Annotated in this window: 22 protein-coding genes; 4 read left to right on the top strand and 18 right to left on the bottom strand. The window is 46.0% G+C overall.

Features of this window, described 5'->3' with window-relative positions:
* On the top strand, positions 1 to 1,089 hold the full coding sequence (locus K6T99_06300; GenBank protein ID MCL6519426.1) for a hypothetical protein: 1,089 nt from the start codon (positions 1 to 3) through the stop codon (positions 1,087 to 1,089).
* Between the two features lie 87 nt (positions 1,090 to 1,176).
* Here K6T99_06300 and K6T99_06295 read toward each other — a convergent pair whose 3' ends face one another.
* Positions 1,177 to 2,052 (bottom strand): PrsW family intramembrane metalloprotease, encoded by an 876-nt coding sequence (locus K6T99_06295; protein ID MCL6519425.1) that lies wholly within the window; start codon positions 2,050 to 2,052, stop codon positions 1,177 to 1,179.
* A gap of 212 nt (positions 2,053 to 2,264) precedes the next feature.
* Here K6T99_06295 and K6T99_06290 point away from each other — a divergent pair, with 212 nt between their 5' ends.
* The gene (locus tag K6T99_06290; protein MCL6519424.1) at positions 2,265 to 2,585 is read left to right on the top strand and encodes a DUF5665 domain-containing protein; all 321 of its coding nucleotides are present in this window, start codon (positions 2,265 to 2,267) and stop codon (positions 2,583 to 2,585) included.
* Between the two features lie 25 nt (positions 2,586 to 2,610).
* Here the strand turns inward: K6T99_06290 and K6T99_06285 are convergent, their stop codons facing one another.
* The 12 genes from K6T99_06285 to lysA form a co-directional block, all read right to left on the bottom strand.
* A complete protein-coding gene (locus tag K6T99_06285; GenBank protein MCL6519423.1) occupies positions 2,611 to 5,094 on the bottom strand; it encodes an ABC transporter permease in 2,484 nt (827 codons plus the stop codon).
* Positions 5,088 to 5,747, bottom strand: coding sequence for an ABC transporter ATP-binding protein (locus tag K6T99_06280; GenBank protein MCL6519422.1), 660 nt, complete (start codon positions 5,745 to 5,747; stop codon positions 5,088 to 5,090). The genes K6T99_06285 and K6T99_06280 overlap by 7 nt, the downstream gene beginning before the upstream one ends.
* A 43-nt stretch (positions 5,748 to 5,790) precedes the next feature.
* Positions 5,791 to 7,233, bottom strand: coding sequence for an efflux RND transporter periplasmic adaptor subunit (locus K6T99_06275; protein MCL6519421.1), 1,443 nt, complete (start codon positions 7,231 to 7,233; stop codon positions 5,791 to 5,793).
* Between the two features lie 104 nt (positions 7,234 to 7,337).
* Positions 7,338 to 8,396 carry an iron chelate uptake ABC transporter family permease subunit gene (locus tag K6T99_06270; protein ID MCL6519420.1) on the bottom strand — a complete coding sequence of 353 codons (1,059 nt, stop codon included), beginning with the start codon at positions 8,394 to 8,396 and terminating at the stop codon, positions 7,338 to 7,340.
* A gap of 11 nt (positions 8,397 to 8,407) precedes the next feature.
* Positions 8,408 to 9,286, bottom strand: coding sequence for a helical backbone metal receptor (locus tag K6T99_06265; protein ID MCL6519419.1), 879 nt, complete (start codon positions 9,284 to 9,286; stop codon positions 8,408 to 8,410).
* Positions 9,283 to 10,008, bottom strand: a complete 726-nt coding sequence (locus tag K6T99_06260) for an rRNA pseudouridine synthase (protein MCL6519418.1) — start codon at positions 10,006 to 10,008, stop codon at positions 9,283 to 9,285. The genes K6T99_06265 and K6T99_06260 overlap by 4 nt, the downstream gene beginning before the upstream one ends.
* On the bottom strand, positions 9,947 to 11,161 hold the full coding sequence (locus K6T99_06255) for a D-alanyl-D-alanine carboxypeptidase (protein MCL6519417.1): 1,215 nt from the start codon (positions 11,159 to 11,161) through the stop codon (positions 9,947 to 9,949). Before K6T99_06255 ends, K6T99_06260 begins: the two co-directional genes overlap by 62 nt.
* A complete protein-coding gene (scpB, locus tag K6T99_06250) occupies positions 11,148 to 11,711 on the bottom strand; it encodes an SMC-Scp complex subunit ScpB (GenBank protein ID MCL6519416.1) in 564 nt (187 codons plus the stop codon). The genes K6T99_06255 and scpB overlap by 14 nt, the downstream gene beginning before the upstream one ends.
* A gap of 4 nt (positions 11,712 to 11,715) precedes the next feature.
* Positions 11,716 to 12,471 carry a segregation/condensation protein A gene (locus K6T99_06245; protein MCL6519415.1) on the bottom strand — a complete coding sequence of 252 codons (756 nt, stop codon included), beginning with the start codon at positions 12,469 to 12,471 and terminating at the stop codon, positions 11,716 to 11,718.
* Between the two features lie 62 nt (positions 12,472 to 12,533).
* Positions 12,534 to 13,547, bottom strand: a complete 1,014-nt coding sequence (gene trpS, locus K6T99_06240; protein ID MCL6519414.1) for a tryptophan--tRNA ligase — start codon at positions 13,545 to 13,547, stop codon at positions 12,534 to 12,536.
* A gap of 29 nt (positions 13,548 to 13,576) precedes the next feature.
* A complete protein-coding gene (locus K6T99_06235) occupies positions 13,577 to 14,191 on the bottom strand; it encodes a site-2 protease family protein (protein MCL6519413.1) in 615 nt (204 codons plus the stop codon).
* Between the two features lie 15 nt (positions 14,192 to 14,206).
* Complete coding sequence (gene lysA / locus K6T99_06230) at positions 14,207 to 15,529, bottom strand: diaminopimelate decarboxylase (protein MCL6519412.1); 1,323 nt, start codon at positions 15,527 to 15,529, stop codon at positions 14,207 to 14,209.
* A gap of 85 nt (positions 15,530 to 15,614) precedes the next feature.
* Between lysA and K6T99_06225 the strand changes: the two genes are divergently transcribed.
* Positions 15,615 to 17,075 (top strand): sialate O-acetylesterase, encoded by a 1,461-nt coding sequence (locus tag K6T99_06225; protein ID MCL6519411.1) that lies wholly within the window; start codon positions 15,615 to 15,617, stop codon positions 17,073 to 17,075.
* Positions 17,076 to 17,175: 100 nt separating this feature from the next.
* Here the strand turns inward: K6T99_06225 and K6T99_06220 are convergent, their stop codons facing one another.
* The 5 genes from K6T99_06220 to greA form a co-directional block, all read right to left on the bottom strand.
* Positions 17,176 to 18,276 carry an amidohydrolase gene (locus K6T99_06220; GenBank protein MCL6519410.1) on the bottom strand — a complete coding sequence of 367 codons (1,101 nt, stop codon included), beginning with the start codon at positions 18,274 to 18,276 and terminating at the stop codon, positions 17,176 to 17,178.
* Entirely contained in the window at positions 18,269 to 20,188 is a 1,920-nt protein-coding gene (locus K6T99_06215) for a PQQ-like beta-propeller repeat protein (protein ID MCL6519409.1), read from the bottom strand. Before K6T99_06215 ends, K6T99_06220 begins: the two co-directional genes overlap by 8 nt.
* 9 nt (positions 20,189 to 20,197) lie before the next feature.
* Positions 20,198 to 22,210, bottom strand: coding sequence for a DUF2961 domain-containing protein (locus tag K6T99_06210; GenBank protein ID MCL6519408.1), 2,013 nt, complete (start codon positions 22,208 to 22,210; stop codon positions 20,198 to 20,200).
* 242 nt (positions 22,211 to 22,452) lie between these two features.
* On the bottom strand, positions 22,453 to 23,937 hold the full coding sequence (gene lysS, locus K6T99_06205; GenBank protein ID MCL6519407.1) for a lysine--tRNA ligase: 1,485 nt from the start codon (positions 23,935 to 23,937) through the stop codon (positions 22,453 to 22,455).
* A gap of 121 nt (positions 23,938 to 24,058) precedes the next feature.
* Complete coding sequence (greA, locus tag K6T99_06200; GenBank protein MCL6519406.1) at positions 24,059 to 24,538, bottom strand: transcription elongation factor GreA; 480 nt, start codon at positions 24,536 to 24,538, stop codon at positions 24,059 to 24,061.
* A gap of 292 nt (positions 24,539 to 24,830) precedes the next feature.
* Here greA and K6T99_06195 point away from each other — a divergent pair, with 292 nt between their 5' ends.
* A complete protein-coding gene (locus tag K6T99_06195; protein ID MCL6519405.1) occupies positions 24,831 to 26,108 on the top strand; it encodes an endo-1,4-beta-xylanase in 1,278 nt (425 codons plus the stop codon).
* The last annotated feature ends 78 nt before the right edge of the window (positions 26,109 to 26,186 follow it).

The raw sequence follows: 26,186 nt of genomic DNA, 5'->3' as shown, positions 1-26,186 counted from the left end.
TTGAACGCACGCGAACGCTTTTTAAAGACATGTAACTTTGAACAAGTAGATCATCCGCCGCGATGGGATTGTCTTGGTTTTTGGAATTCTACGGTCCAGCGGTGGTGGCAAGAGGGTTTGCCGAAGGGAATGCGGCCGGAGCAGTATTTTGAGATGGATGCTTGGGAATTTATCCAAGTGGATGCTGGCTTTACTCATAACCCCTACAGACCTCCGTTTGAGTATCAGGTGCTGGAAGAAGACGAATTTACCATTACTTACCGAGATGGACAGGGAATAGTAAAGCGCGACCGAAAAGATAACGCAGAACTCTCAATGTCACAGTTTATCGAGTTTCCAGTCTCCGAGAGAAAGGATTGGGAAAATCTAAAGTGGCGTCTCAACCCTTCTGACCCAGAACGTTATCCGAATTGGGATGAGCTCAGGAAGAAGATTGCGAATAGGTCAAATCCTGTTGGTATGGCAATATGTGGAGGATATGGTTTCCCACGAAACCTCTTTGGCGAAGAAAAGCTTGCCTATGTTTATTATGATGATCCTGCACTGGTACATGACATAATGGAGCATTGGGCAAATTTCTATATCGGTGTATTCGACCGTACCCTTCCGAACGTCGAGTTAGACTTTGTTTACATTTGGGAAGATATGGCTTTTAAAAATGGTCCGCTCGTCGGCCCAAATATATTCAGAGAGTTTGTGCTTCCGTATTATAAAGAAGTTATCGCTTCCATACGCTCAAAAGGGATAAACAATATTATTGTGGACTCGGATGGCGACAATCTGCCGCTTCTTGACTTGTTCATCGAGGCTGGAGTGAATGTCTTCTTTCCTTTGGAAATTGCAGCGGGCATGGAGCCGATTCCAATCCGCGAGAAATATGGGCGCAACCTGGTTTTGTGGGGCGGTATAGATAAGCGTGTTCTAGCCAAAGGAAAGGCGGAGATTGAGCATGAGTTATTACGAAAAGTCCCACGATTGATGGATGAAGGTGGTTACATTCCGGCGATTGATCATTCTGTGCCTCCGGATGTTCCATTTGAAAACTACAAATTCTATGTTGAATTACTTCGGAAGATAACGGACCGGTAGGTTCGGTTGAAAGTTGTTTTCTTGCATTGGCCGGCACTTTCCCACAGGAGAATTAACGACATGTAAAATATACGTCTGCTAGCTCTCCTAGGCTGCACGTCGTTGATTGATTAGTCCAGCTTCCAGATAGCGGATTATTTGTAGTCGTCGGCTCTCGCGCCACATGCGAGCAAGAACGAAAATTCCAATTCCCCCAACAACAAGCTCGCCAATAAGAAACTCAATGCCTACTAGGTTTAGAGAAGCCATCGCAAATGGCAATCCATCCCATAGGCCATGCAGAACTGAAACAAAAAGATAAGTTCCTATAACTTGCCAATCAATGGTGAATTTTCGCTCGGTACTTTCCCGAAACAGCACTCCAGCGAGAATAGCTGTCCACGTTCCGTGCCCGAGTGGCGTTAGTACTCCCCGGATGAGAGTAACAGCAGTCATAACTGATAGATTGCCTTGACTGTGTAGGAAAGCCACAAAGGCATATCCTGCGCTTTCAAGTGAAGCAAAGCCCATTCCTGCTGCTGCACCAAGAATCAATCCGTCCATTTCTGAATCATGGCGCCGATGGCGAGCAATAGCCAGTACTCCAAGTATTTTTGCAAATTCTTCAATTAGACCAACTTTAAACGAAGAATAGAAATTGAGTTGCCGAATAAATAAAGGTTCCAATAGGGCAGCAGCAAAAATGCCAAGAATTCCGCCATAGAAGAAAGTAAGGCCCAGTGTTAGTATTGTTATCTGGCTTAACACGCGATGATTATAGAAGAAGGTAACATACGTAACAGGCATAATGAAGGTTCCAAGAAGCACAACGGCTGGCAAAAGTTTGAAATTTTTGGTTAGCGCAAGTATTGTAATGCCAACTCCGTATAGCGCCAGCCCTATGAGCATTACTTTCCACCATGGACTTGTACGCCAGTGTTGATACTCAGGTAGATAGACGAGTCGTCCTTGTTCTTCTTCCATTTTCTCCCAGTTCCTTTAATTACTGCTAATTACTGCGCTTTAATTTTTTAGCCACAGAATTGCTAGATTGGCTAACCTCGAGATTGTTTTGATGCACATGAGTCGAATGCTACAGATATCCTTTTGGAATTTTACCTTTAAATTGGGAATACTAAGTCAAGTCCCGACATAAAAAGCAAGATGAAATTGATACCTACAAGGGAAATCGGGTAATGTCTGGGCAAGATTTCAGAGACCTTTTGGATGAGATTAAACGGTTAGATGACAAAATTAGCTTGCTAATACGAGAGATTAACCGCCTAACTAATTTGATAGAGAAGCTTAAGTTACAGCAATACATTCAGTTTCTTCTAAACCCTCGAAGGATGGCGATGCTTAGTTTTGTTAATGGAGTACTCGGAGGCCTTGGTGGAGCCATAGGAGCGACATTGATATTAGCGTTAATTCTATGGATTCTCAGCCGCCTCGAAGTAGTTCCTTATATCGGCAAGTTTGTAGCGGATATTGTCCGAATAGTCCGCAAGCATCCATAGAAATAGGTTTTTTAATTAAATTATTTTAGCCGCTGACCTCTTTGGTTGCAGAGGCGAGGTCGAGAGTCATGAGGTAGCGTATTCCAGGGATTTGTGAAATTAAGACAGCGGCGAGAATCCCGACTAGGGTCCATGCATAGGTTCTGCTAAAGATTACAGTTTGCATATGGAAGGCTTCGCTAGTATATAATTTTACAAAGTAATCTGCCAATTGGCGACCAATTGGCAGGCCAATGATTGTTCCTGCAACCCATGTGCTTAAATTTTCAATTGTTACCATAGCCGCAATTTTCCAGCTCCCTACGCCTAGTGCCCTCATAGAAGCAAATTCCCTAGTACGTTCCAGGATGTTCATCGTTGTGGCGTTGAATATAATAATTGACGCAAGGGCAATTGCAAACATGAGCATTACATCTGTGAATATGTTTAGAGTTTTCATCATTTCATTAATCTCATACCTCATGTCCTTGAGGTTGGCAACAGAGGCTGCGTTTGGTAGGTCATAAAGCCGTCGTTGTATTGCAGAAACATATCGGTCGTCTGCCTTTATGAGTATTGCATTTATTGCGTGCAGAGGAAGCTCGAGTTCTTTTCCAAAAATGTGGCGGGTTTCGAAAATTGACATTATCGCGATGTTGCCAATCGGTTGGAACGATCGATTGACAACGGGAACTAATGTTTTAAAAGTTATCTCTTGCAACCCCCGGCTCCGGGAAAATACATCATTGCGAAATCTTGATACTTGCACCCCACCTTCTTCTGAAATTGGCAACTGGGGGGTGGTCTTCTTTGGAAGTGTAATGGTTACGTATTGGCCGGGTGTTAAATTTAATTTTATTGCAAGCAAGTCCCCGACGAGTATGCCTTTCTTTGGCACAGATATTCGCTTGCCTTCAAAAGATATGGGATTCAGCAGGCGGGTATTTGGATCAACCCCAAAGATGAGTCCGAACTTGTGATTGCCATTGTGTATGAATTTAACCGGTACTTGCAGAAATGGTTCTGCTCGCTCAACACCTTTCCACGTTCGAACTAAGCCCAGCGGAGACTCATTTTGTATAGTGACAAAACCGACTAGCAAGTTGTACTTTAGCAAGCGGTCAAAGTAGAAGCTTACCAGCGCTTTTGAAGAATCTATTAATCCCAAAGTCACAAGGATAAGTGTAATTGATGAAGCAACACCTAGAATCGTTGATATTGTGCGCTTTGGTCTTCTTAGGAGATTGCGTAATGGGAGGCGCCAGGTATAAGAAAGCTGCTTGAGGGCTGGTAGGAGGTTTTCAAAAATAGGTACTCTGCCCGCCATTGGAATTTCAGGGCGGATGGCCTCTGCAGGTGTCATTTGCGATGCCGTGAGGGCTGGAACTAGCCCAGCAAGCAAACTTACTATGATAGATATCAAAAATCCAATCATCATTACTTCGAAGCGCGGTTGGATATCAACATATGGTACGCTAAGCTGTGACACATCAAGGTTTGTAATATATTCGCCCATACGGTAGCCTAATAAGCTGCCAAATAATGAACCAAGAATGCCTATTAATAGCGAAAAAGCAACGTAATGCCTAAGCACAGCCTTTCTTGAGTATCCTGTTGCTCGCATAAACCCAATTTGTGGCCTTTGCGCGTAAACCATCCGGCTGAGCAGATTGTATATGCTAAGGCTTGCCATCCCAAGAAAGAGCACTGGGAAAAATATGGCTAGGTTGCGGAGAGCACGAAGGTCAAGGTTAAGCATTTCGTAGCTTGGTTGATTTTCCTTAGGAAGCGGTTCCTCGGCTCCATAAGGTCGGAGAACCTGCTCAACTTGCCGCATGATTTTGGACCTATTGGCACCTGGAAAAATTTTGACAGCCACTTGGTTTATAGTTCCAGAGCTTCCAAACAGACGGTCAACAATCTCCTTTCGTATAAACATTACTCCAAATTGTTCGGGCATCGGTATTGGATTGTCCCTGCTTCGAACGACGACAATATATTCAGGGCTCATAGCAATTCCAGATATGCGGAACTTTACTTTATCGTCATCCACAATCGGATAAATTACATCGCCAGGCTTGTACCCATGATATTTTGCAAACCCTGCTTCGAGCAGTAGTTCCCTCTTATTGCCAAGCGCGGGCATGTGGCCTCTGATGATTTTGAGAGTATTGACCGCTGGTTGACCTTTGTCTGGAATTGACACGATTCGCCCGATTACGCGCTTCGCAGATAGCTTTTGTTCTATTCCCAATTCTTCGATAAAACGTCCCTCTATGCGCATCACACCTGGAATGCGTTTAATTTGGTTAGTAATTTCTTGGGGCGCAGATTGAACATCAACAGTGAAGTCAGCCAGGTTTAGCTTTTCGTAGGAGAGATTATACGAGCGACCTAGGTTGTAGTACGAAAGGTATGTTGCATCGTAGAGGGCAATTCCTGAAGCGACCATAACCATAATTCCCAGAAAAAGCCACGGAGAGAAGCGTATGTCGCGAATTAGTTTTAAGGTGAGCTTGCTAATTACCATTTCAGTTCTTCTGGGTCCAAGGGATGTTCATTCACTTTGGTTTTGACTATCTCGCCACTTCTAAGAAATACCGCACGGTCGGCTATTTCAGCTACTGCTGAATTGTGTGTAACAATCACTACAGTAATTCCCCTAGATTGGTTAATCTTGCGCATCAATGACAGTATGTGTTTGCCTGTTTCGTAGTCAAGATTTCCTGTGGGTTCGTCTGCTAAAAGAAGAGGGGGGTTTTTTACGAGCGCCCTGGCAATCGCAACTCTCTGCTGCTCGCCGCCCGATAGCTCGCTAGGAAAATGGTCGGCACGGTCAGCAAGACCAACTTCACTCAGTACTTCCATTACGTCGGCTGGGTTTTCTACTAATTCGGCTACAAACTCAACATTCTCTCTTGCAGTCAAAGTTGGTATAAGATTGAAAAATTGAAAGACAAAACCAACGCATTTGCGTCTGTATTCAGTAATTTCGTCTTCGGTCATTTCGGTTAGGTCCCGGCCTTCAAACAGTACGCGGCCTTCAGTAGGTCTGTCAATTCCGCCAATCAAGTTCAGCACAGTGGTTTTTCCAGACCCGCTTGGCCCAAGTATCACAACAAACTTGCCGCGTTCGATTTTCAGCCACGTTGGCTTGAGCGCTTGGACGATTACTTTACCCATTGTGTAGGTCTTTGCAGCACCGTCTAGTTCGACCAGGGGACCGTCATCTTGTTGCACTGGTTTGCCTCCGTACTCGAACAAGCCAACCAGGTTTAAGTTGCTCCGGCCGCGATACAATGACAAGCTCGCCAGGCCTAAGGCCCCTCGAGATTGCAGTATATTCATAGTTTGACAAGCCAGGGGTCACTGTTTTTGGATATGCCCGACCGCCCTTTATAACGAAGACTTGGTATTCCTTCCCGACTTGAAGAAGTGCGTCGTTTGGAACAAGTAGTTGATTACGCCCAATTAGAACGCTGCCGCTTATATCCACTTCCATCCCAGGTTTAAGCAGGAATTCTGAGTAGTTGACGATTATTTTTGCACGCACAATCTTTGCTCTTACTCGGCCAACTGCTTTTGGCTCGGCTATTGGTGAAATGCGAACGACGGTTCCTCGAGCTACCTTTCCTGGGAAAGCATCGGTGCTTATGACTACCCGCTGTCCGAGTGCAATGGAAGCCATGTCCTCTTCGTCTACTTCTGCGGTGACCCATATTTTGCGAATGTCAGCTATGGTATAGATTGGTATTTGAGGTCCTGCTATTTCGCCCTTCTCAAGATGCTTTCGGGCAACAATTCCGTCGAATGGACAGCGAATAACAGCGTAGCCTAGTTGAGCCTGAGCTGCTTGAAGAGCTGCTTTGGCACGCTCGACATTCGAACGGACGATTGCGGCTTCGCTTTTGCGAATGGCAACTGTTTCTGCAGATGCTTTTGCTTCCAAAAGTCCTGCTCGGGCGGCCGACACCTGCGCCCTGGCTGCGCGAACTTCATCTGGCCTTGAACCCTGCTTGAGCAATTCAAGTTGTGCCTCAGCAGCTGCGAGCCTGGCATTTGCTACCTTGGCGGCAGTTTGCGCGGCATCGAGTTGCTGGGGAGCAATTGCGCCTCGCTTTACCAGCTTTTCTGCTCGCTCAAGATCTGCTTTTGCCCTTTCGGCTTCGGCACGGGTTTGGTTGACATTGTTCTGGGCTTGTTCGATTTCTTGCGGACGAGGTCCTTTTGCTATGTCGGCGAGTTGCGCCTCGGCTGCATGCAGGGCCGCCTTTGCTCTTGCAATAGAAGCTGAGGATTGTTGCAACTGCAGGTGGACTGCTTTTTCAGAGCGTGAGAGATCTTCCAGGGCTGCTGAAAGTGCCGAGCGAGCTTCCCTAACTTGAGCTTCTAGTTCCGACCTATCAAGAACAGCAAGCACTTGTCCACGCCGTACAAGTTGGTCTTCTTGAACAAGAAGCTCGGATACGCGTGCAATGATTTTGGGAGCGATGTCGGACATTTCCGATTCTACCACTCCAGTGGTAGAAAGCTCGGCCATTAAATCACCTCGCCGAACCCTGACAGCATCGACTAAGGTGGGTCGAGGAATTGCAAGATAGATTATCACGCCTAAAATGATTAGTATGATTACGATGCTTAAAGGTCGGATTGTTTTCTTTTTATTCATAGTATTATTTGCGACTTGTTTTCAGATAAGCTAACAAGAGATTGGCAATCAGATAATTTGATGTTTTATGGTTTTGTTTGATGCAACCATAGAAAGTTGCTGGCCTATCCTGTTTTCCTTAGTAAATATAAGAAAAACGGCGCTCCGAACAACGCAGTAATCGCGCCCACTGGTATTTCCGTTGGCGCCATGATTGACCGAGCTGCTGCATCTGCCATTATCATAAACACAGCCCCAATCAGGGCTGAACAAGGTATGAGTATACGGTGGTCGGCTCCAACAAGCCTTCTAGTGATGTGTGGTATCATCAGCCCTACAAACCCAATTGTTCCACTAACTGATACTGCAGCTGCTGTAACAAGGGCAACAATCGCAATCAATATGCGCTTGAGTGATTCAACCTCCACTCCTAAATATCTGGCTGATTCTTCGCCAAGCGCGAAGAGGTTTAAATCTCGGGCAAATACATAGAGACCAAAGAAGCCAAGAAAGGCAAATGGCGTCAGCACAATTACCCTTGCCCATGGATCTGACCCCGCAAGGCTACCCATTGTCCAAAATATTATGCGTTCAAGGCCCTGATTTGGTGCGGCGACCAAAATTAATGTCAGCATAGCCCACATGAATGAACCTACCACAATGCCGGCCAATATAAACGAAAGGATGGAAACCTTACCGCCTTTGTGTGCAAGCATGTAGACTGTTATGACCGCCGAAAGTGCGAAGAGAAATGCCAGCAGGGGCACCCCAAAGCCAAGGAGTAATTCCGAAAGACCAGATAACATGGCGAGTCCCGCGCCAACTGCTGCTCCGGCTGATACCCCGATTATATAGGGGTCGGCAAGTGGGTTCAGCAGGAGCCCTTGAAGCACCGCGCCTGCCATGGCAAGTGACATCCCTATTAGTGCTCCAAGAATCATCCGAGGAATGTGAATCTGCCAGATTATCTGGTCAGTTTCCCTTGGGACGTCGAAATAGGTTTCTCCCATGAAATGGTTGGCGACTACTTTTGCCACCTGTCCTGGTGGTACATAGACTGCTCCTAGGCTAGAACTTAGGATAGCTGCTGCCGTCAGCAATGCAAGCAGGATTACTGTTAAACCTGCTAGCCTGAACGGAAGATTTAGGCGAATATTTTCCTTGTCAGATGTGGACATCGGCATGGCGAATATTATCATCTGTTTGTTTTGGCGTGTATTATCTTTGCAATGGCTAGGATGCCTTGCGCAAGCCTTGGCCCGGGTCGGAAAAGAAGGTCTGGGTCAATTTCAAATATGCGTTGCTTTCGTATCGCACTTGTAGTCTTCCATACTCCGCGCGAAAATATCTCTTTGTCACCTTTTGTGGTTCCTATGACTATTTCAGGGTCTCTGCTCACCGCTAGCTCGATGGAGAATTGATTGAAGCCAGGCTTGGCATCGTGTGCAATATTGACCCCGCCTGCAATGGCAATCATCTCGTCAACAAAGGTCTTTGGCCCTGCCACCCAAAGTGGGTCGGCTTGCACAGCGACAAGCACTCTAGGTTTTGATTTTATACTTGCAGTTTGTCTTGCAACCAACCGCTTTGCACTGCTTATTTTGTTTGTGACTTTTTTTGCTTCTCGCTCACGATTGGTAATTAGACCAACAAGCCGAATATCCCTTACTACTTCGCCAATAGTTTTTGGGTCAAGTGCAAAAACCTTTATGTTGTGCCGTTCAATCGAGCGAATTGCTTCATCGTTAAGGAATCCATGTGCTAATACAAGGTCGGGTTTGAGGGCTATAACTTTCTCAACGCTTGTGATTCGGTCGCCAACTTTGGGCTTTTTTCGGGCAGCGGGCGGATAATTGCAGTATTTAGTTACGCCAACTACACGATTGCCTAAGCCAAGAGCGAATAGTATCTCAGTGTTGTTAGGAGCAAGGGAAACTATGCGCTTTGGTTCTCTTGTGATGGTGACTGTCTTTCCTCTGGAGTCTTTTACCCTAAGTGGGTAGTGTGTTGAATAGGCAAGTCCAGAGGCAAAGTAGAAAAGTGCAAAAATTATTGCAAGTCTGTGCATAATCATGATGCCACGGCGAGAAGGTTGCCGACCTCCTCTGGGGTGAGAAATCGCCATTCGCCAGGACGGAGACCGCGAATTTCAAGCCCTCCTATTTTTGTGCGAGTTAGCTTAATCACAGGATAGCCTATTGCGTCGAACATTCGACGTATCTGTCGTTTTCTTCCTTCATGGATGACTATATCAACGCTACTGGTGTACCTAGCAGTATTCAATGCTACTTTTTTTATCAAAGCAGGTTGGGTGATTCCATCGTCGAGTCTAACGCCATGTCTAAGCTGACGAATAGCATCTTGGGTTATTAGCCCTTTGACCTCTGCATGATATGTTTTTGGCACTTTAAACTTTGGATGGGTGATTTTGTAGGCAAAGTCGCCGTCATTTGTTAGAATTATAAGGCCTTCGGTCTCAACATCAAGTCTGCCAACTGGGTATAACGGCACGCCAACGCCCTTTACCAAGTCGGTGATGACCTTTGCCGCATGTGGATCTCGCCGAGTGCAAGTATATCCTCGGGGCTTATTTAGAAGAACATAGACTTTTTGAGGATGCAGGTCTACTAGCTTTTCGTCAACAGTAATTTTATCTTTATCTGGATCGGCTTTTGCGCCAAGTTGGGTAATTACTTTGCCGTTGACTGCTACACGCCCGGCCAGTATCAAATTTTCAGCTTCGCGCCGCGAGGCGACGCCTGCGGCGGCGAGCAATTTTTGCAACCGCTGTTCCATATGCTATAATTCCCAATGAGAAGATTAATGTACTTGTTATAAGTGTCTTTATCCATAGCCACGCTGTTGCCCATAGGGTTCGTTCTACCTCTGTGGCGGCACACAAATCCACAGAGCCTAATTTCTTGCCGTTGACCCAAGCAGTTATTGTGCCTATTTTCTCGCCTTTCTTGACTGGTGCAGAAACTTTCTTTGGTGCATCCAAGTCAACCTTTGACTCTACCTTGTCTGACTTTTTTACCACCACGGCAAGTGGGGCGCTGGCAACGAGGTCAACCTTCTCTTGTTTTCCACCTGATACGGCAATAGTAGTAACAACTTCATTTTCTTTGGCAAAAGCGATCTGTCGGAAGTATTTAAACCCATAGTTTAGCAACACTGCTGTGTCTGTCCAGGTGTCCTTGCTTTTTAACACGACGGCGATTAGCCGCCAATCGTTTCTTGTGGCTGACCCTACAAAGCAGTGGCCAGCTTCTTTTGTATAGCCAGTCTTAATTCCGTCCGCCCCTTCAAATTTTGATAGAAACTTTGCTGTGTTTTTAAGGGTGACATCTAAAGAGTTTATTGACCTTTCGATTCTAGCTTGCTTCTTTTGGACAATAGCATTAAATTCCGGATAACGGATTGCATGCCTCGCGATTAGCGCAATGTCGTATGCAGTAGAATAATGGCTTGGGTCATGAAGGCCGTGAGGGTTGGCAAAGTGTGTGCTTATTGCTCCAATCTCTTTGGCTTTCTTGTTCATCATTGCAACGAATTTTCTCTCCGAACCTGCGATATGTTCGGCTGCACAAACTGCCCCGTCGTTTGCTGACCTCATGAGAATTGCCCGGAGTAGGTCGCGGAGGGTGAGCTTCTCGCCGGGCTTAAGATGTAGTGACCCATAGGGTGTATTACAAGCATGCTTCGAAGCGGTTACAACGTCGTCCAGGTTGCCGTGCTCGAGTATTAGTATGGCAGTCATTATCTTTGTCAAGCTTGCAGGCGGCCGGCGAACGCGGCAACGCTTTTCATAGAGTACCTTGCCAGATGTTGCGTCTACAAGCAGGGCTGATTCAGCTGTTACTTTGGGAGGCATTGGCGCTCCCATTGTAGCCACCTGAAGCGAAGTTATTATTAGCAAACATAGTATTGCTGTCTTATGATTCTTCATTTGACTTCTCTAGGTTAGACTCGGGCAACTCGACTTCCTCAAGCTCTGGTAGTTCCGATAAATCGTTCAATCCAAAGTGGTTCAGAAACTCCTCCGTAGTAGCGTAAAGAATGGGTCGTCCGACCGTTTCCTTTCGCCCAACCTGCTTTATAAGTCCGCGTTCTAAAAGCGTGTGAAGCACGCCATCGGAATTTACGCCGCGAATTGCCTCAATTTCAGGTGCTGTAATTGGCTGTCGGTAAGCAATAATTGCAACGGTTTCGAGAGCTGCCCTGGAAAGCCTGACGCGCTCGGGTTTTAACAGCTTTGCAATGTCGTCGGCGTACTCTGGACGGGTGCACATCTGATACCCGCCAGCTATGCGGACAATCTGCAGTCCCCGTCCATTGTAATCTAACCTTAATTCGTGAATAGCCCTCTCGACCTCTCCCTCGTCGATTTCAAGAGATTGGGCTACTTGCCTAACAATTAGAGGTTGAGGCGAGACAAAAAGCATGCATTCTAGTATATTTTTTATCTTTCCGTTTGGAATTATGCTTTCATGATCCATCGTTTTATGACACTTGTTCATCAAGTGCGCAAATGGTAATATCCCCAAGCACTTGCTTTTGGTGAATTTTTGCCTTTCCTAATCTAAGTAATTCCAGCAATGCCAGAAATGTAATAATAATCTCCACTCGCGTCGGTCTGGAAATAAACAGTTCACGAAAGTTTATGCCTTCTGGGTTGCTTCGAACTCTCCTTAGGACTTCACTCATCTTCATCCGAAGTGTAATTTTCTGCCGTTCGAGACTGGTAACCTCCTCAGAACCCTCTCCTATTTCGGCGAGCATTTGCTTGAGTGCAAGGATGAGGTCCATGGCCTCGAGGTTGAGCGGAATCAGCGGAGCATCATAGCTTTCAAGTTCGTCCGTGAGCCTCCAAAAAACTTTCTGACGATTGTCTTCAAAGATACGAAGAGACTCTGCTGCTTTCTTATATCTTTCGTATTCCAGAAGGCGCTCGACCAGCTCAGCGCGTGGGTCAATTTCGTCTTTGCCTTCTTCCTCTTTGACTGGGCTGGGAAGTAGCATTCGGGACTTAATCTCGAGTAATGTAGCTGCCATCACAAAAAACTCGCCTGCGATATTTAGGTCAAGCGACTCCATCAACCAAAGATAACGCAAATACTGTTCAGTCACTTCCACGATTGGAATATCATAAATGTTGAGTTTGTGTTCTCTAATGAGGTGAAGGAGTAAGTCAAGTGGTCCTTCAAATATCGGCAACTTGATTGTACAACCGGTTTGGGTTGTTGACTCAACTGACATTAAACTTCTCCGTCGTTCGTCAAAGCTGTTTTTGTGGCAGCCAATGCTTGCCAAAGCTGCTATTATTTCATTATATTATAGCTTACCAGAGTTTGGTTGTTAAATGCCATTGATTCCCGCACTTTTTCCATCGTTTCTTGCGCGACGACTCTGGCGCGTCTGGCGCCATCTGCGAGTATTTGGTCGATTAGCTCTGGCTGTTGCTCCAATTCTCGTCTTCGTTTTCTGATTGGTTCGAGCCTTTGGTTGATTGCCTTTGCCAGCTCTTGTTTGTCTTGCACGCAGCCAATTTCACCAGCTTTACATTTGCGTTCGACTTGAGCCGCTTCCTCCTTAGCATAGATGAGGCGAAGCTGAAAAACAGGACAGGTCTCTGGATGGCCGATATCTGTTCTATATATCTTAAGAGGGTCGGTGTACATAGTTCGTATCTTTTCCTCAACAACTTCTGGGGAGTCGGAAATCAGGATGGTGTTCTCATGTGATTTGCTCATTTTTCTCCCATCCAGGCCAATGACTACGGGTGTCTCGGTTAATATGGCATGCGGTTCTTTAAAAATAAGCCCATAAAGTGAGTTGAACCTTCGAGCAATCTCCCTTGTAACCTCAAGATGTGGCAGTTGATCGCGCCCAACCGGAACACCTTCCGCATTGTAAATCAAGATGTCTGCCGCTTGGAGAACGGGATAGCCGAGAAGCCCATATGATGGGCTTTCAGGTCGTAGCTCTTGGCGTTTTTCTTTATACGTAGGCACGCGCTCAAGCCATGATACTGGTGTGATCATAGATAAAAGAAGATGAAGTTCTGCGTGGTTTTTTACATCAGATTGTCTGAAAATGGTGGTTTTTTCGGGGTTAAGGCCTGAGGCTACATAGTCTATTACTAGTTCCTTTGTATACTTTGCAATTAGTTTTGGTTCGGCATAAAGCGTTGTTAGAGCATGCCAATCTGCAACGAATGCAAAAAGGTCGTATTCATCTTGAAGACGCACCCAGTTGCACAAGGCGCCTTCCAAGTTTCCTAAGTGAAGCATTCCTGTTGGCTGCATTCCACTTACTGCTCGAGGTTTCGCCATGCGCGTCTCCAATTTTGCTATTCTTGTTTTTATGTTCCCAAGAATAAGCGGATGAATAGATTGGTTGGCACATTAGTAATCATACCCGCGATCCCTGTGAAGATGAGTAGGATTAGTAGGAGGATGCCATAACGGGCCACCAACAGGTCGTAAGTTCGTGCTTGGTTGATTGGGAGTAGGCTTGAAAGTATATGTGAACCATCTAGCGGCGGAACCGGAATTAGGTTGAAGAAAGCAATTCTCAAGTTGAACAATATCAGGATGAAGAAAAGTTTTTGGAAAGCCCCTGAAATGGGAACGAGGTTGAATCGATAAATCATTGATAATACAAATGCCACAATGATATTTGATACGGGCCCCCATATTGAAACTTTTAGCTGGTCCCAGCGAGGGCTTCGAAAATTATACGGATTGACAGGTACAGGTTTCCCCCACGCAATGCCGAATCCATATAAAAGTGTAAACGCGAACATTAGCGTGCCGACTGGGTCAAGATGGTCAATTGGGTTAAGAGAAACTCTACCGTTTAGTTTTGGTGTCTCATCGCCGGCGGATACAGCGGCGCGTGCATGGGCATACTCATGCACCGTTACGGCAATCAGAAATGCCACCACATACATGGCAATTTCTTGTATGTTAAGCATTTGAAGATTCCTTTGCTACCTAAGACGGGGTGGGATTATTTCTCGTCTGATAAGATCTTCGAGGCTCTCACGCTCGACAATCACGTCGGCTTGTCCGTCCAGGACGAGTACGACCGCAGGTCTGCAAAAACGGTTGTAGTTGCTAGCCATATCAAAAGTGTATGCACCGGTGCAGAACACGGCAAGCACATCGCCAGGTTGAGTTTCAGCAATCCTTGCCTCCGGTATGAGTGTGTCAGTCTCACAATGCTTGCCTGATATAGTTGCTATTTGAGTAGCAGGTTCGTTTGCCCGGTTTGCTATAATTGCTTCGTAAAGTGCTCCATAAAGCAGTGGCCGCGGATTGTCACTCATCCCGCCATCCACAATTATGTAAGTCTTATACCCTGGCTTTTGGGGTATTGGAACTTTTTTTACGGCTCCAACATGGTAGAGTGTTATGCCTGCCGTCCCAACGATTGAGCGCCCAGGCTCTTGAATTAGACGGGGTTTTGGAAAACAATGCTTGTCCAATGAGCGCTTTAGTGCACTAACTACAGCATTGGCAAATTGGTCAATCGTCGGTGGGTTTTGGCCCTCGACGTATCTAATACCTAGTCCGCCACCAGTGTCAATATCTTCAATTAGAAAGCCGGTTTCGTCGAGGATTTCTTTGGCGAATTCCACCATCACATCTATGGCTGCGGTATGCGCTTCTGTGTCGAGCAATTGCGAACCCACATGACAATGTATTCCTCGCAATTCAATGCCTGGATAATCGAGGGCTTTTCGAACAGCATCCATTGCTGCCCCGCTTTTTATGTTGAATCCAAACTTAGTGTCTTCTTGGCCAGTACTTATTAGACGGTGGGTATGTGGATCAACTCCTGGTGTAACGCGAAAAAGGATTTGTGCTTTTTGTTTTCGTTCGACCGCTAGGGTGTTAAGCTTCTCTAGTTCTGTAAGGTTGTCGACGACTATCCGTCCAACGCCGTTGTCAAGCGCCATTTGTAGCTCATCCGCAGTCTTGCAATTGCCGTGAAGCAAAATTCGTTCGGGCGGGAAGCCAGCTTTAAGTGCTGTGTAGAGTTCGCCTCCAGACGCAACATCGAGATAAAGGCCTTCTTGGTCAACTATACGGCACATTGCCATTGGCAAAAATGCTTTGCCAGCAAACGCAATCTCGGTGTTTGGATAGCGCGTTCGGAAGCTGTTTAAATAAGCTTGACAGTTCTGCCGCAGGTGTGCTTCGTCCATCACATAAAGCGGCGTTCCAAATTTCTCAGCCAGTTCTACGGTATCGCAGCCACCGATTTCTAGGTGGCCTTTTGAATTTATTTTTTGTGTTCCAAAAAGCATATCTTCTTAATCCCTCAAAAGGCATTGATTGAAGTATAAAACGAACCAGTTTCTATTGGCGCACACTGGTTCGCTACAATCTAACATGAAAAAACGCCAATGTCAAACCCGCGGAGCTTTGAGCAAGCAATCGTTCTTGACATATCGCCAAGCCTGCTTGTACACTTTTCGCAGTAATGTTTGGAGGTGCGGTTTGAAGAGAGGAATTATTCTTGTTTGCTTATGTTCGGTTTTGATTCTTGGTCTTGTCTCTTTGGCAGTATTTGCAGAGGTTAAGCCTAATGGTCTAATTTCCGATAATGCGGTCCTTCAGCAGGGGGTGCGTGTTCCAGTTTGGGGTACTGCAGATTCTGGTGAGAAAGTGACTGTAAAGTTTCAGAATCAACAAGTCACTACAACTGCTCATAATGGTAATTGGATTGTATGGTTGAATCCACTTAAGCCTGGCGGTCCTTTTACCATGCGGATTAATGACATCGAAATCAAGAATATTCTCGTCGGCGAGGTCTGGTTATGCAGCGGCCAATCGAACATGGCTTGGCCAATGAGCCGCGTTGAGAACGCCGAAACAGAAATCAAAACTGCGAAAGATCCAATGCTTAGGCTTTATCTTGTGCCGAAGACGAAAGATCCCGCGCCGCTTCCACAAGCCTGGAAGGAGTGTACTCCAGAGAGTGTTGCCAATTTCTCGGCCGTTGGTTATTATTTCGGTCAGCATCTTCGCAAAGCCCTAAAGGTACCGGTAGGGTTGATTGATTCATCAGTCGGGGGCACACCTGCCGAATCGTGGACAAGCATTAGGGCACTGCTTGTCGTGCCAGAATTGCGTGATTTGGTTGGAAAAGATGGCGGGCGGCCAGTAGCTTATCTCTATCATGCCATGATACAGCCGCTTGTGCCATATGCAATTAAGGGCGTTATTTGGTATCAAGGCGAATCAAATGCTTCGCGTGCGCAGGAATATCGCATTCTCCTTCCAACAATGATTAAATGTTGGAGAGACACATGGGCTCAAGGTGATTTCCCATTTCTGATTGTTCAACTTGCTCCGTATGGAAGGACAAGCAAGCCTGATACATGGCCTGAGCTCAGAGAGGCGCAACTTTTCACTGCACAGACCGTTCCAAACACTGGCATTGTTGTAATAACCGACTATGGGGACTGTGAAGACATCCATCCAAAGCAAAAGAAACCGGTTGGAGAACGCTTAGGCCTTCTTGCCCGAGGAATCGCCTATGGCGAGAATATCGTCTACTCAGGCCCAATTTACAAGTCGATGATAGTTGAAGGCAACAAAGCAATTCTTAGCTTTGATTGGGCTAAAGGACTTCATTCAAAGGGTGGCGACCTTAAAGGATTCACGGTTGCTGGGGAAGACCATAATTTTGTGCCAGCCAAGGCGGAAATTGTTGGAGAAAACGTAGTTGTCTATATCCCTGAAGTTCAGAAACCTTTTGCGGTTAGGTACGGCTGGTCCGACTGTCCGGATGTTAATCTTTTCAATGGTGCCGACCTGCCTGCCTCACCATTTAGGACTGATAATTAATTGTTCTAATTTCAGAATCCCTTCTCTCATTCGCTAGCTTGCGGATGGGAGAAGGGATTACTTGCCGAGCATTTTTGAGCCACTAGACAGTTATTTGAGCTTAATAATTATCATCTGGTTTTCTTGGCCATCTTTTTAGAATCTCTGCAGTACGGCTTGCAATGGTTTCATTGGTGGGGATGTCATTTAGGAATGAAATCTCATACGCCAAGCGTTCGCATTCCTCAGCGGCAAGGTCCCAATCAAGTGGACGTGGTTTGGGCCCTGCAAGGCGTTCAAAGTTAAGGTTGTAAATCCTTTGGAGTACATTCTCTGGAAGCTTGAGTCCTCTGATAATACCGTCTTCAGGCGGGCCAAGAAGGAAATCGGCTCCTTCTGGCACGCGATATACATCTTCGGTCTCCAACCAGCGTATAACTATGCCGGCGCGTATTCGATTTTCCTCAGGAGTTTGGTGGTTTGAGATGTCGGTACCAAAGAGAATACGGTCGGAATATTGGATAAAGAAGTTGCGTGTTGTTTCAGGGTCCTTTGACAAATTATACAGCAACTCAATTCCAGGGGCGAGGTCAACATGAACTCCCTCGAAGCGGTCGAAGAGCGATGATAGTCTGGGCAGGTTGGCAGATAGAAAATAAAAGTGCGCAAAGATAATCTTCAGCCGCGGATGGCGGTGGAGAATATTTTCCACTTCTGTGTAGAGATGTTCCTTGGGGGCAAATGTTCTGTCATAGCCCCATCCGCGGCTCTTTGCCCATTGTGGTGTGAGCGCCGGGTCCCAGAATTCCTCTGGGTCGGCTACATGCCAGAGTATTGGTATGCCAATTTCTTCAACGCGGGCAAAGTAATCATGAAAGTATTCGCCATCTACTGGTTTATCTACTAGTTTTCTATGCGTTGGTTTATTCTCAAGCATTTTAATGCCATCTGCCCCAATAGCGACAAGACGGTCAACCTGCTCAGCGAGGGATGGAGTGGAAAGCTTCCCACCCGAAAAGTAGTTGGCGTGGTCAAGGCAGGGGAAAATATAAAAGTTCTGAGGGAATTTTATTTTCGCAAGGAATGCCTGAGGGTTGGCATTGACATTCTCGCGGTTAATGCCACACACAATGTTCATACGGTCTAAGCCGACATATTTGCGCGTATGTTCTAGCTCCTCTTCCCCGCCAATGTTATTAAGGTGGACGTGGCAATCAATCATTGCCATCCTCCTTGACCGCGTAAACATCTGTTCCACATGCGAAGTAGATTCTTCCTTCGGAGTCGGCTGTGACGCAGGAGATGTTTGAGGGAGCCTCAACGATGCGATTGACTTTGCCGGTTCGTAGGTTTAATGCAATTACTGCATTCTCACTGCCGTAATATACAATGCCGTTTATCACCGCTGAGGTAGAGTTGCTATTAAGCGGCGGGATGTCTTCTCCATCGGTGATAAACTCACGCTTTGTTGTATCGAAGAGCTGAACTTTTCCACCGACAGAGACAGCGAGACGGCGGCTTTCAGAGTCATAGGCAAATGGGCGAATATAGCCAACGCCATCAATGTCTTTTGACCATACAACTTTCTTTGTCGATAGTGCAATTATCCCGAGCTTTGGCGGTTCACCTTTTTTATTCGGCAGGCCGTTTCCAGCCAGAGAAGTGCCAACATATAGGTACCGCTCTGTAGGGACGACAGCTTGGATAGCCTGCTCGCCGAGCGGGTTTTCGATGAGTTCGGTCTGCTCTGTCTTTGGGTCTGTAATAGCGATGGCGCCTCCGTAGGCACCATATTTTGCCATCCAGCCTGAATAGAGTTTGTTGTCTGGACCTAGGGTAATGCCACCAATAGGACGAATGTAGCCCTTCGGGTTGAGTGCCGCAATTGTCCGTGGATTCTTGTGGTTCCATTGGTCCCAGGGCTTGTCAGGATCGAATTTTATTATTTCGCCCCAAACATAGGAAACAGCATAAACGCTATTCTCATAGAAAGCAACATCGTAAACTTCGCCTCCGTGGTCGCTTACATTGCTTGTGTTTACTACATGTTTTGTTTTTGTATCTAGGTAGAACAATGTTTGGCCAAAGTGAGGGCCACCCCATAACCTCCTGCAGGTGTCTGCTTCAAGGAAAAGGGTGGGGCGGGGTTGTGATTCAGTGGGTATTGGTTTAGGACGTATTGTGGCGTCGCCAGGCTTGATGACAAAATAATCTTGTCCCTTAATACCTATTAGGAGGCCTTTCTTGCTTGCAGCAACGATGCCCCCACCGTGAAGGTAAACATCAGTCACGAGAGAAAGCGCGTTTTCCCCCTTGGTGTACCGGTAGATAGCACGCCCCTGGCGTATGTATAACACATCGTCCCTAGTCAAGCGGAGGTCAACATACCAAGTGCCTCTCTCAGCGGGCGGTGTAGGGAAGGGTGGTTTGATAGGTTGTAGCGAGCTGTCGAATGCAGAGCTGCCCGATATAAAGTATCCGTTCCAGCAAATTCCTTGCGTTATGCCTTCAAGCTGCTTAGGAGCCGGCTCCCACTTTTTAGCTTTGGGGTCGTAAACCATTGTTGTTGGTTTCTCTTGTCCAAAGCTGCAGAGAATTCGCCCGTCAGGTAAAGAAGATACATTTCGAAGGTAGAGGTTTGGTTGGGCGGGAGCACCGCAATCCTCGACTTCGTATGTTTCAAGGTCAAATGCTCCAAGTTTCCCGCCAGGATAAGTGCCGCCATAGACACGCCCATCACTGCCAATTGCAAAGTTCCAAATATAGCTTTCTCCTGGAAACTTGATGGTCTTCACGAATTCCTTCTTTTTAAGATCAAAGACCATAAACATTCCATCGTAATGCGTGCCAACTATCAGTCTATCGCCAGGAACTTCGATTAGTGCCCAAGCACCAGACCCGGCAGGAGCAGTATATGCCTTTGCTGTGCCGTTCTCGAAGTCAAGGAATATCAACTCCATATGCATGGCTTCATTTGTATTGCCGAGAACAAGTGTTTCTCGCCCTGTTTCGCGGTCGGTAATCATTAAGGTTGAAAGGATGTTCTTGGCACGACATGGCTGGCCAAGAGGCTCAATTTTCGCAGCTGTAAACGTTAGGAGAATGACTAATGGCGCGATGTATAGCGAAGACATGATTTTGTGTTACCTCTTTGCTTTCTTTAGTTTTATGTAATCTAGGCCAAACATAAATGACTTGATTGCTTTTTCATTTGCACCAATGATCTCTACTGTTAATTTGTGCGAGCCTTTTGACAGATTGAATGTTCCTAAGGAAATCTCGCCAGTTGGCACAACACCGTTGTTATATAGGTCAATCGGGTTGCCAATTTTTTGCCCATCAAGGTAGAATTGCACAATACCGTAGTCAATAGCTTTGGTCAATGCTGCAACCAGCTCGTACTTGCCGGTTCCTTTTATGGGCAACTCTAAGTCTAGCTTGTCCCCAGGCTTTGCGTTTATCCACCAGAGGTGGGCTTCGCCACTCCATCTTTCTCCAAGTTGCTGTATCTGTGGGTTGCCTCCTGTTTTGCTAAGTATTTTCATATTTTCGCCTTCGATGGCTCCTGGCACCCGCGGGGGCTCAGCGGTAATGTAAAAAATCCTCTCTTTTGGCGGCACTGGCTTGTATGGGTCAACTCCGCCTGGCGCAAGATACCAATATACCGTTGATGCGTATAGTGTTGGCCGGTCGTTTAAAAAATACTTTTCAATACATCCTTCAAACGATGTCTGGAATGGCACGCTGTCTGCGATATGCCACCGATTTACAGCTACATGACCAATGTTTTGGAATACCTTTGTTTGATTGTGATAAGCGTTTTGAAATAATTCAGGCGTGCACCAGGCATAGCCAAAGTAATCCTCTGAACCTGTGCCAATGGTTGATGGGAACTTCTCGCCGTCAACAAAAAATTTTTCGTCACCTTCGCCCCACCAGCCTCCGCGCGGATTCCAAACTTCCAATGCTACTCCGCAGTAGCGTCCCTTGCCTTGGGTTACTAGCATTGGCCAGTCAATCCACCGTTCGGGGTCCTTTGGTAGAAAGGCGTCTCGGTGCCACTTTGCGTGGAATCGTGCGAGTTCTTGAATAGGTTTTGTAATCGGAGAATGAGTGATTGTGAATTCGCCTGAGAATGGTTTCCTGCCTTCATTGATAATTTCTATCTCGGCGCTTTTCGAGAACGGCATGTACCAATAGCAGTACATCCCATCATCAGTCACGCCCAGAGGCAGGGATTTGTATTTATTCATCCCAGGCCCTGTACCAAAAAAGTCGCCTATTGGTGCCCATACGCTAGGGCTTTTTTCGCCGTCCCACTTGATTTGCAGGATTGTATTGCGTAATGTGCGGTCTGGGTCGTCGGGATTGGATAGGCTTACCTTCATCCATATTCCTGTGATTGCTCGCGCCCCCATGAGTTTTAAGACGGTTTCCTTTTGTCCGGGTGGTATGCTGATTCTTTTAATAACTGTTTCTTCGCCCTCCCTGTGTCCGGCTGGATCAGTTCCAAGACGCTTGCGTAGAAATCTATCTGCTTCGGCGAGTGCTTCTTTCTCTTCAAGTGAGAGGTTGCGACTAAATGTCGGTATCTGGGTATCTTTAGGGAAAGTTGAGTATGTGAAATGGTAATACGCGCCCCAGTCTTTTTCCATTGTGATTTTGCAGGACTTTTGGAAAGGAATTGGTACATAGCAATTAAATCCCTTTGCAACCTGGTGTACAAGCGCTGGGTAAACAAAAGGCTCATTTTTTAGGTCAAAGAAGCCGATAAATGGTAGGTCTACTGTTGGGTCGGTGGCTCCATCGAGGTATATCTTCACATGACCTTGACCTGCAAGGGCTGACCATATGCGCCAGATGCACCCAGGGCCTTCAATTTCTGCTACAACAAAGTGGTCGTCCTCAACGCGGATAACGCCATTACCATCGCCATTTGCGTCCCAACCAACGTATTTACCGGTTTTTTCATCGTAATAACTTGCACGGTCATAGCTCGACCATTGGGCGCACTTCTCGCCAGGTGGAGGTAAGGTTGCAAGGTGTTCAAGGTCAGTTAGTCTGCTAACGAGATCTAAGTAGGTTAGGGTCTGGCCTGTATAAGCCAAATTGCAAGCTACCAAAGCAAAAATGCAGATTAATAAGGTTCGCTTCATTGTTTCTTACTCCTGTTGGCTTGAGAATTTATAAACTTATGACACGCAGAAATGTTAGCCAAACTGAGGAAATATTCCTTTTAACTGAGTTGTTATTAATTGAGGAGAAGCGTCTAATTGGCGTTCTTTTTAATCGGGGAACAAGTTGGCATTGAAAGATTGCTAATTTCAAAATTTGTCATGAGGGGTAACTATTATGTCAACATCCAAAAGATATTGGATGTTGACATAGCACGGTTTGTCTACTTCTGTGGTCTCAGTTGTGGAAATAGAATCACATCTCTTATCGATGGTGAATCTGTGAATAGCATTGTCAAGCGGTCTATTCCGATACCAAGTCCACCCGTTGGCGGCATTCCATATTCCATTGCCAACAGAAAATCCTCGTCCATTGGGTGAGCTTCCTCATCGCCCGCCGCTCGCATCTTTGCTTGATATAGAAATCTCTCACGCTGGTCTAGCGGGTCATTTATCTCGGAAAAGGCATTTCCGCATTCTTGAGTTCCTATGTATGGTTCAAAGCGCCGCGCAAGCCTTGGATTATCTTGTCGTTTCTTGGCCAATGGGGACGTTTCTATGGGATAATCGGTTACAAATGTGGGCTGAATAAGATTTGGTTGCACGAACTTTTCGTGGATTTTTTCGATTATTCCACCAAGATTTTCCTCTTTATCTAATTGAAGTCCAAGCCTTTCTCCAGCTCGTTTGGCGGATTCGAAGCTTTCTAGCTCTTCTGGCTCGATTCCCGCATATTGGCGGATTCCTTCTAGCAGTGGTAGCCGCCTCCATGGGCGTGCCAAATTGATTGTGTTTCCCTGGTAGGTGAAAGTTAAGCCACCGTACAGCTGCTCTGATATATAACAAAACATTCGCTCCACGAGATCCATGATATCTTCTAGGTTCGCATAAGCCTGATAAAGCTCCAAAAGAGTAAATTCAGGATTGTGGCGCGTGGAAAGGCCTTCGTTGCGGAATACACGTCCCATCTCGTAGACTTTTTCAAAGCCGCCAATGATTACGCGCTTTAAGTAGAGTTCCAGCGATATCCTAAGAAAGAAGTCGCAGTCTAGGGCATTGTAGTGGGTCTTAAATGGCCTTGCAGCAGCGCCGCCCGCTATTGCTTGGAGAACGGGAGTCTCTACCTCAATAAACCCCTCATTGCCCAGGAAATCGCGAATTGCTTTGATGATAATGGTGCGCTTGAGCATTACATCTCTAACATCGGGGTTGATGATAAGGTCTAGATACCGTTGGCGATATCTTTGTTCTATATCCTGAAGGGAATACCATTGTTCTTCTCCTTTTTGTTTGCCGATAGGGATTGGGCGAAGCGACTTTGCCAAAATTTGCATTTTGTCGGTAAATACTGTAATTTCGCCCATTCGAGTCTTCCCGACTTTTCCTTTAACGCCGAGAAAGTCGCCTATATCGATGTATTCTATCAAGGAATACTGCTCCTGACCTACAGCATCCAACCTAATGTAAATCTGGATTCTTCCCGATTCATCTTGGATGTGGGCGAATGTTGCCTTCCCCATTATTCGAAGGGAGATAATTCTGCCTGCAACGGATACTTCCTTTTCCTCAAGCTTTTCGAAGTCTGATATTATTTGCTGCGCAGTATGTGTGCGCTCATATCGCTCTATTGCAAATGGATCTATACCTTTTTCACGGAGAGATTGGAGTTTTTTTAGTCTGTGTTCTCTAAGTTCTTGGTCCTCAGCCAACTCTCTGCTCCTCGTTTGAAATATTCTAATACGTGCAAAAGCGTATAGCCCGGGCGCTTTATTCGCCAACAACGCTATACGCTGTTTGCTTAAAGCCGGTTTGAAACTGTGCGGCGAGCTTTTACTTTGTAATCTTTACTATTTCGTATCTTGCCGCGCCGGCCGGTATCTCGACGGTCACAACGTCCCCAACCTTTTTGCCGATAAGTGCTTGGCCAACTGGTGACTCGTCGGAGATGCGGTCCTCACCCGGGTCTGCTTCTACCGACCCAACAATAGTATACACCCACTCTTCATTGCTGTCTAGGTCGCGCACAGTAACCTTGGATCCAATACCAACTTCATCGGTGTGAACTTCATCAGCTTCAATAACGTGGGCATTTTGGAGAATTCGCTTTAGCTCGAGAATTCGGCCCTCAACGAAAGCTTGTTCATTCTTAGCTTCTTCGTATTCGGCGTTCTCAGATAGCTCTCCAAACTGTTTTGATTCTCTTATACGCTCGGCAACAGCTTTCCGATGTACGGTTCGAAGATGCTCGAGCTCTTCTTCTATCTTTTTGAGCCCTTCTGGGGTGAGGATTAATTCTTTTTCTACCGTCACGAGCTTTCTCCTTTTAACGTTTAATATAATAAGCACTGATTGTTTCGCATCGAAGCAATCAGTGCTTAGGGCGCAAACATTTTGTTTTAAAGTGATTTTACCACAATGTTTGCCATCTGTCAAACAATTTTTGCATTTCCAAACCAGAATGAATTTTGTATGCGTAAAGATTTAGAGGAAGAAATAGCATATAGCGCCGAATTTTTAATGGGAATTTCGCCAAACGGCTACTATTTTGATTTTATTCGCTATGATTTTGGATCCGAATACTATGTTTTGAAAGGAGATTCTTATGCCGCGGTCAATGTTTTTAGCACTTGTCTTGATTTTTATCGGAGTTGCTGTGTTTGCCAATCAAAGCGAGGGAACAACTATGTTGTCCAGGGAACTTGTTATGCGCATCCAGCGGGACACAGAGAAATACCGTAAGGGAAATGCCAAAATTGTGGTGTTTGATAAGAAGGGTAGACCTATCGAGGGCGTATCAGTGAAAGCCGAACAGGTCAGCCATGATTTCCTTTTTGGTTGCAATATTTATGCACTCGATGCCCTTCCGAATGCGGATTTGAACGAGAAATACAAAGAGCTTTTCAAACGCCTTCTAAACTATGCCACAGTGCCATTTTATTGGCGTGGATTTGAGCCTGAGCAAGGCAAACCTGGTTATGCACGCACTGACCACATTGTCAAATGGTGCAAGGAGAATAACATCACGACAAAGGGACATCCGCTCGTTTGGACTCATCAAGCAGGTGTTCCAGCCTGGCTTGATGAAAGCAATCCAACTGAGGTTAGGCAACTTCTTGAACATCGAGTGGCCGCCATTGTCTCGCGCTACAAAGGGCAGATTGATATTTGGGATGTCGTAAACGAATCTACGCATACGCGCATCTTTGCGGGGCTCTCGATGTTTGATTATACTGCTTTGCCTTTCTATTGGGCGAGAAGAGCAAATCCTAGTGCCACTCTTATTGTCAACGAATTTGGAGTGGTAGGCCCAAGGGGCGGCGATGATAAGTTTTATAACTTGTTGCGAGAAATGAAGGAAAAGAAAGTGCCATTTGATGTGATTGGTATTCAAACTCATATGCATCGTGGTCCCTTTTCTCTTGCCGAGATTTTGGAAACGCTTGATAGGTATGCTACACTGGGGAAGCCGATTCATTTTACGGAAACGACCGTTCTTTCTGGTGGCAATGAGACGACACCTGAGGGCGAGAAAAAACAAGCAGAGTATGTGGAACAGTTCTATCGCGTATGCTTTAGTCACCCGGCAGTAAAGGCGATTACCTGGTGGGATTTCTCCGACGCGAAAGCTTGGCAAGGACTAGCTGCTGGATTGGTAAGAAAGGATATGAGCCCAAAGCCTGTATATTTGGTGCTCGACCGCCTGATTAACAAAGAATGGCACACCATAGCAAAAGGTGAGACTTTTAAAGATGGCTCCTTCAGCTTTCGCGGATTCTATGGGAAATACACTGTATCTTTGACAAATGCTAAAGGAGAATCAAAATTAGTCAGTTTTCACCTCCGTGAAGGGAGCGACAACGTTTTGGAGATACGCCTATAATGTAGTAGATGCAAGAAAGCTTTCTTATTATGAGCAAAACTAGTAAAATTACCTAATTGACACGGCAGTCGTTTAATG

The organism is Armatimonadota bacterium (genome assembly GCA_023511795.1).
GTDB lineage: Bacteria > Armatimonadota > UBA5829 > DTJY01 > DTJY01 > JAIMAU01.
This window is presented reverse-complemented; position numbering and strand designations above follow the sequence as displayed.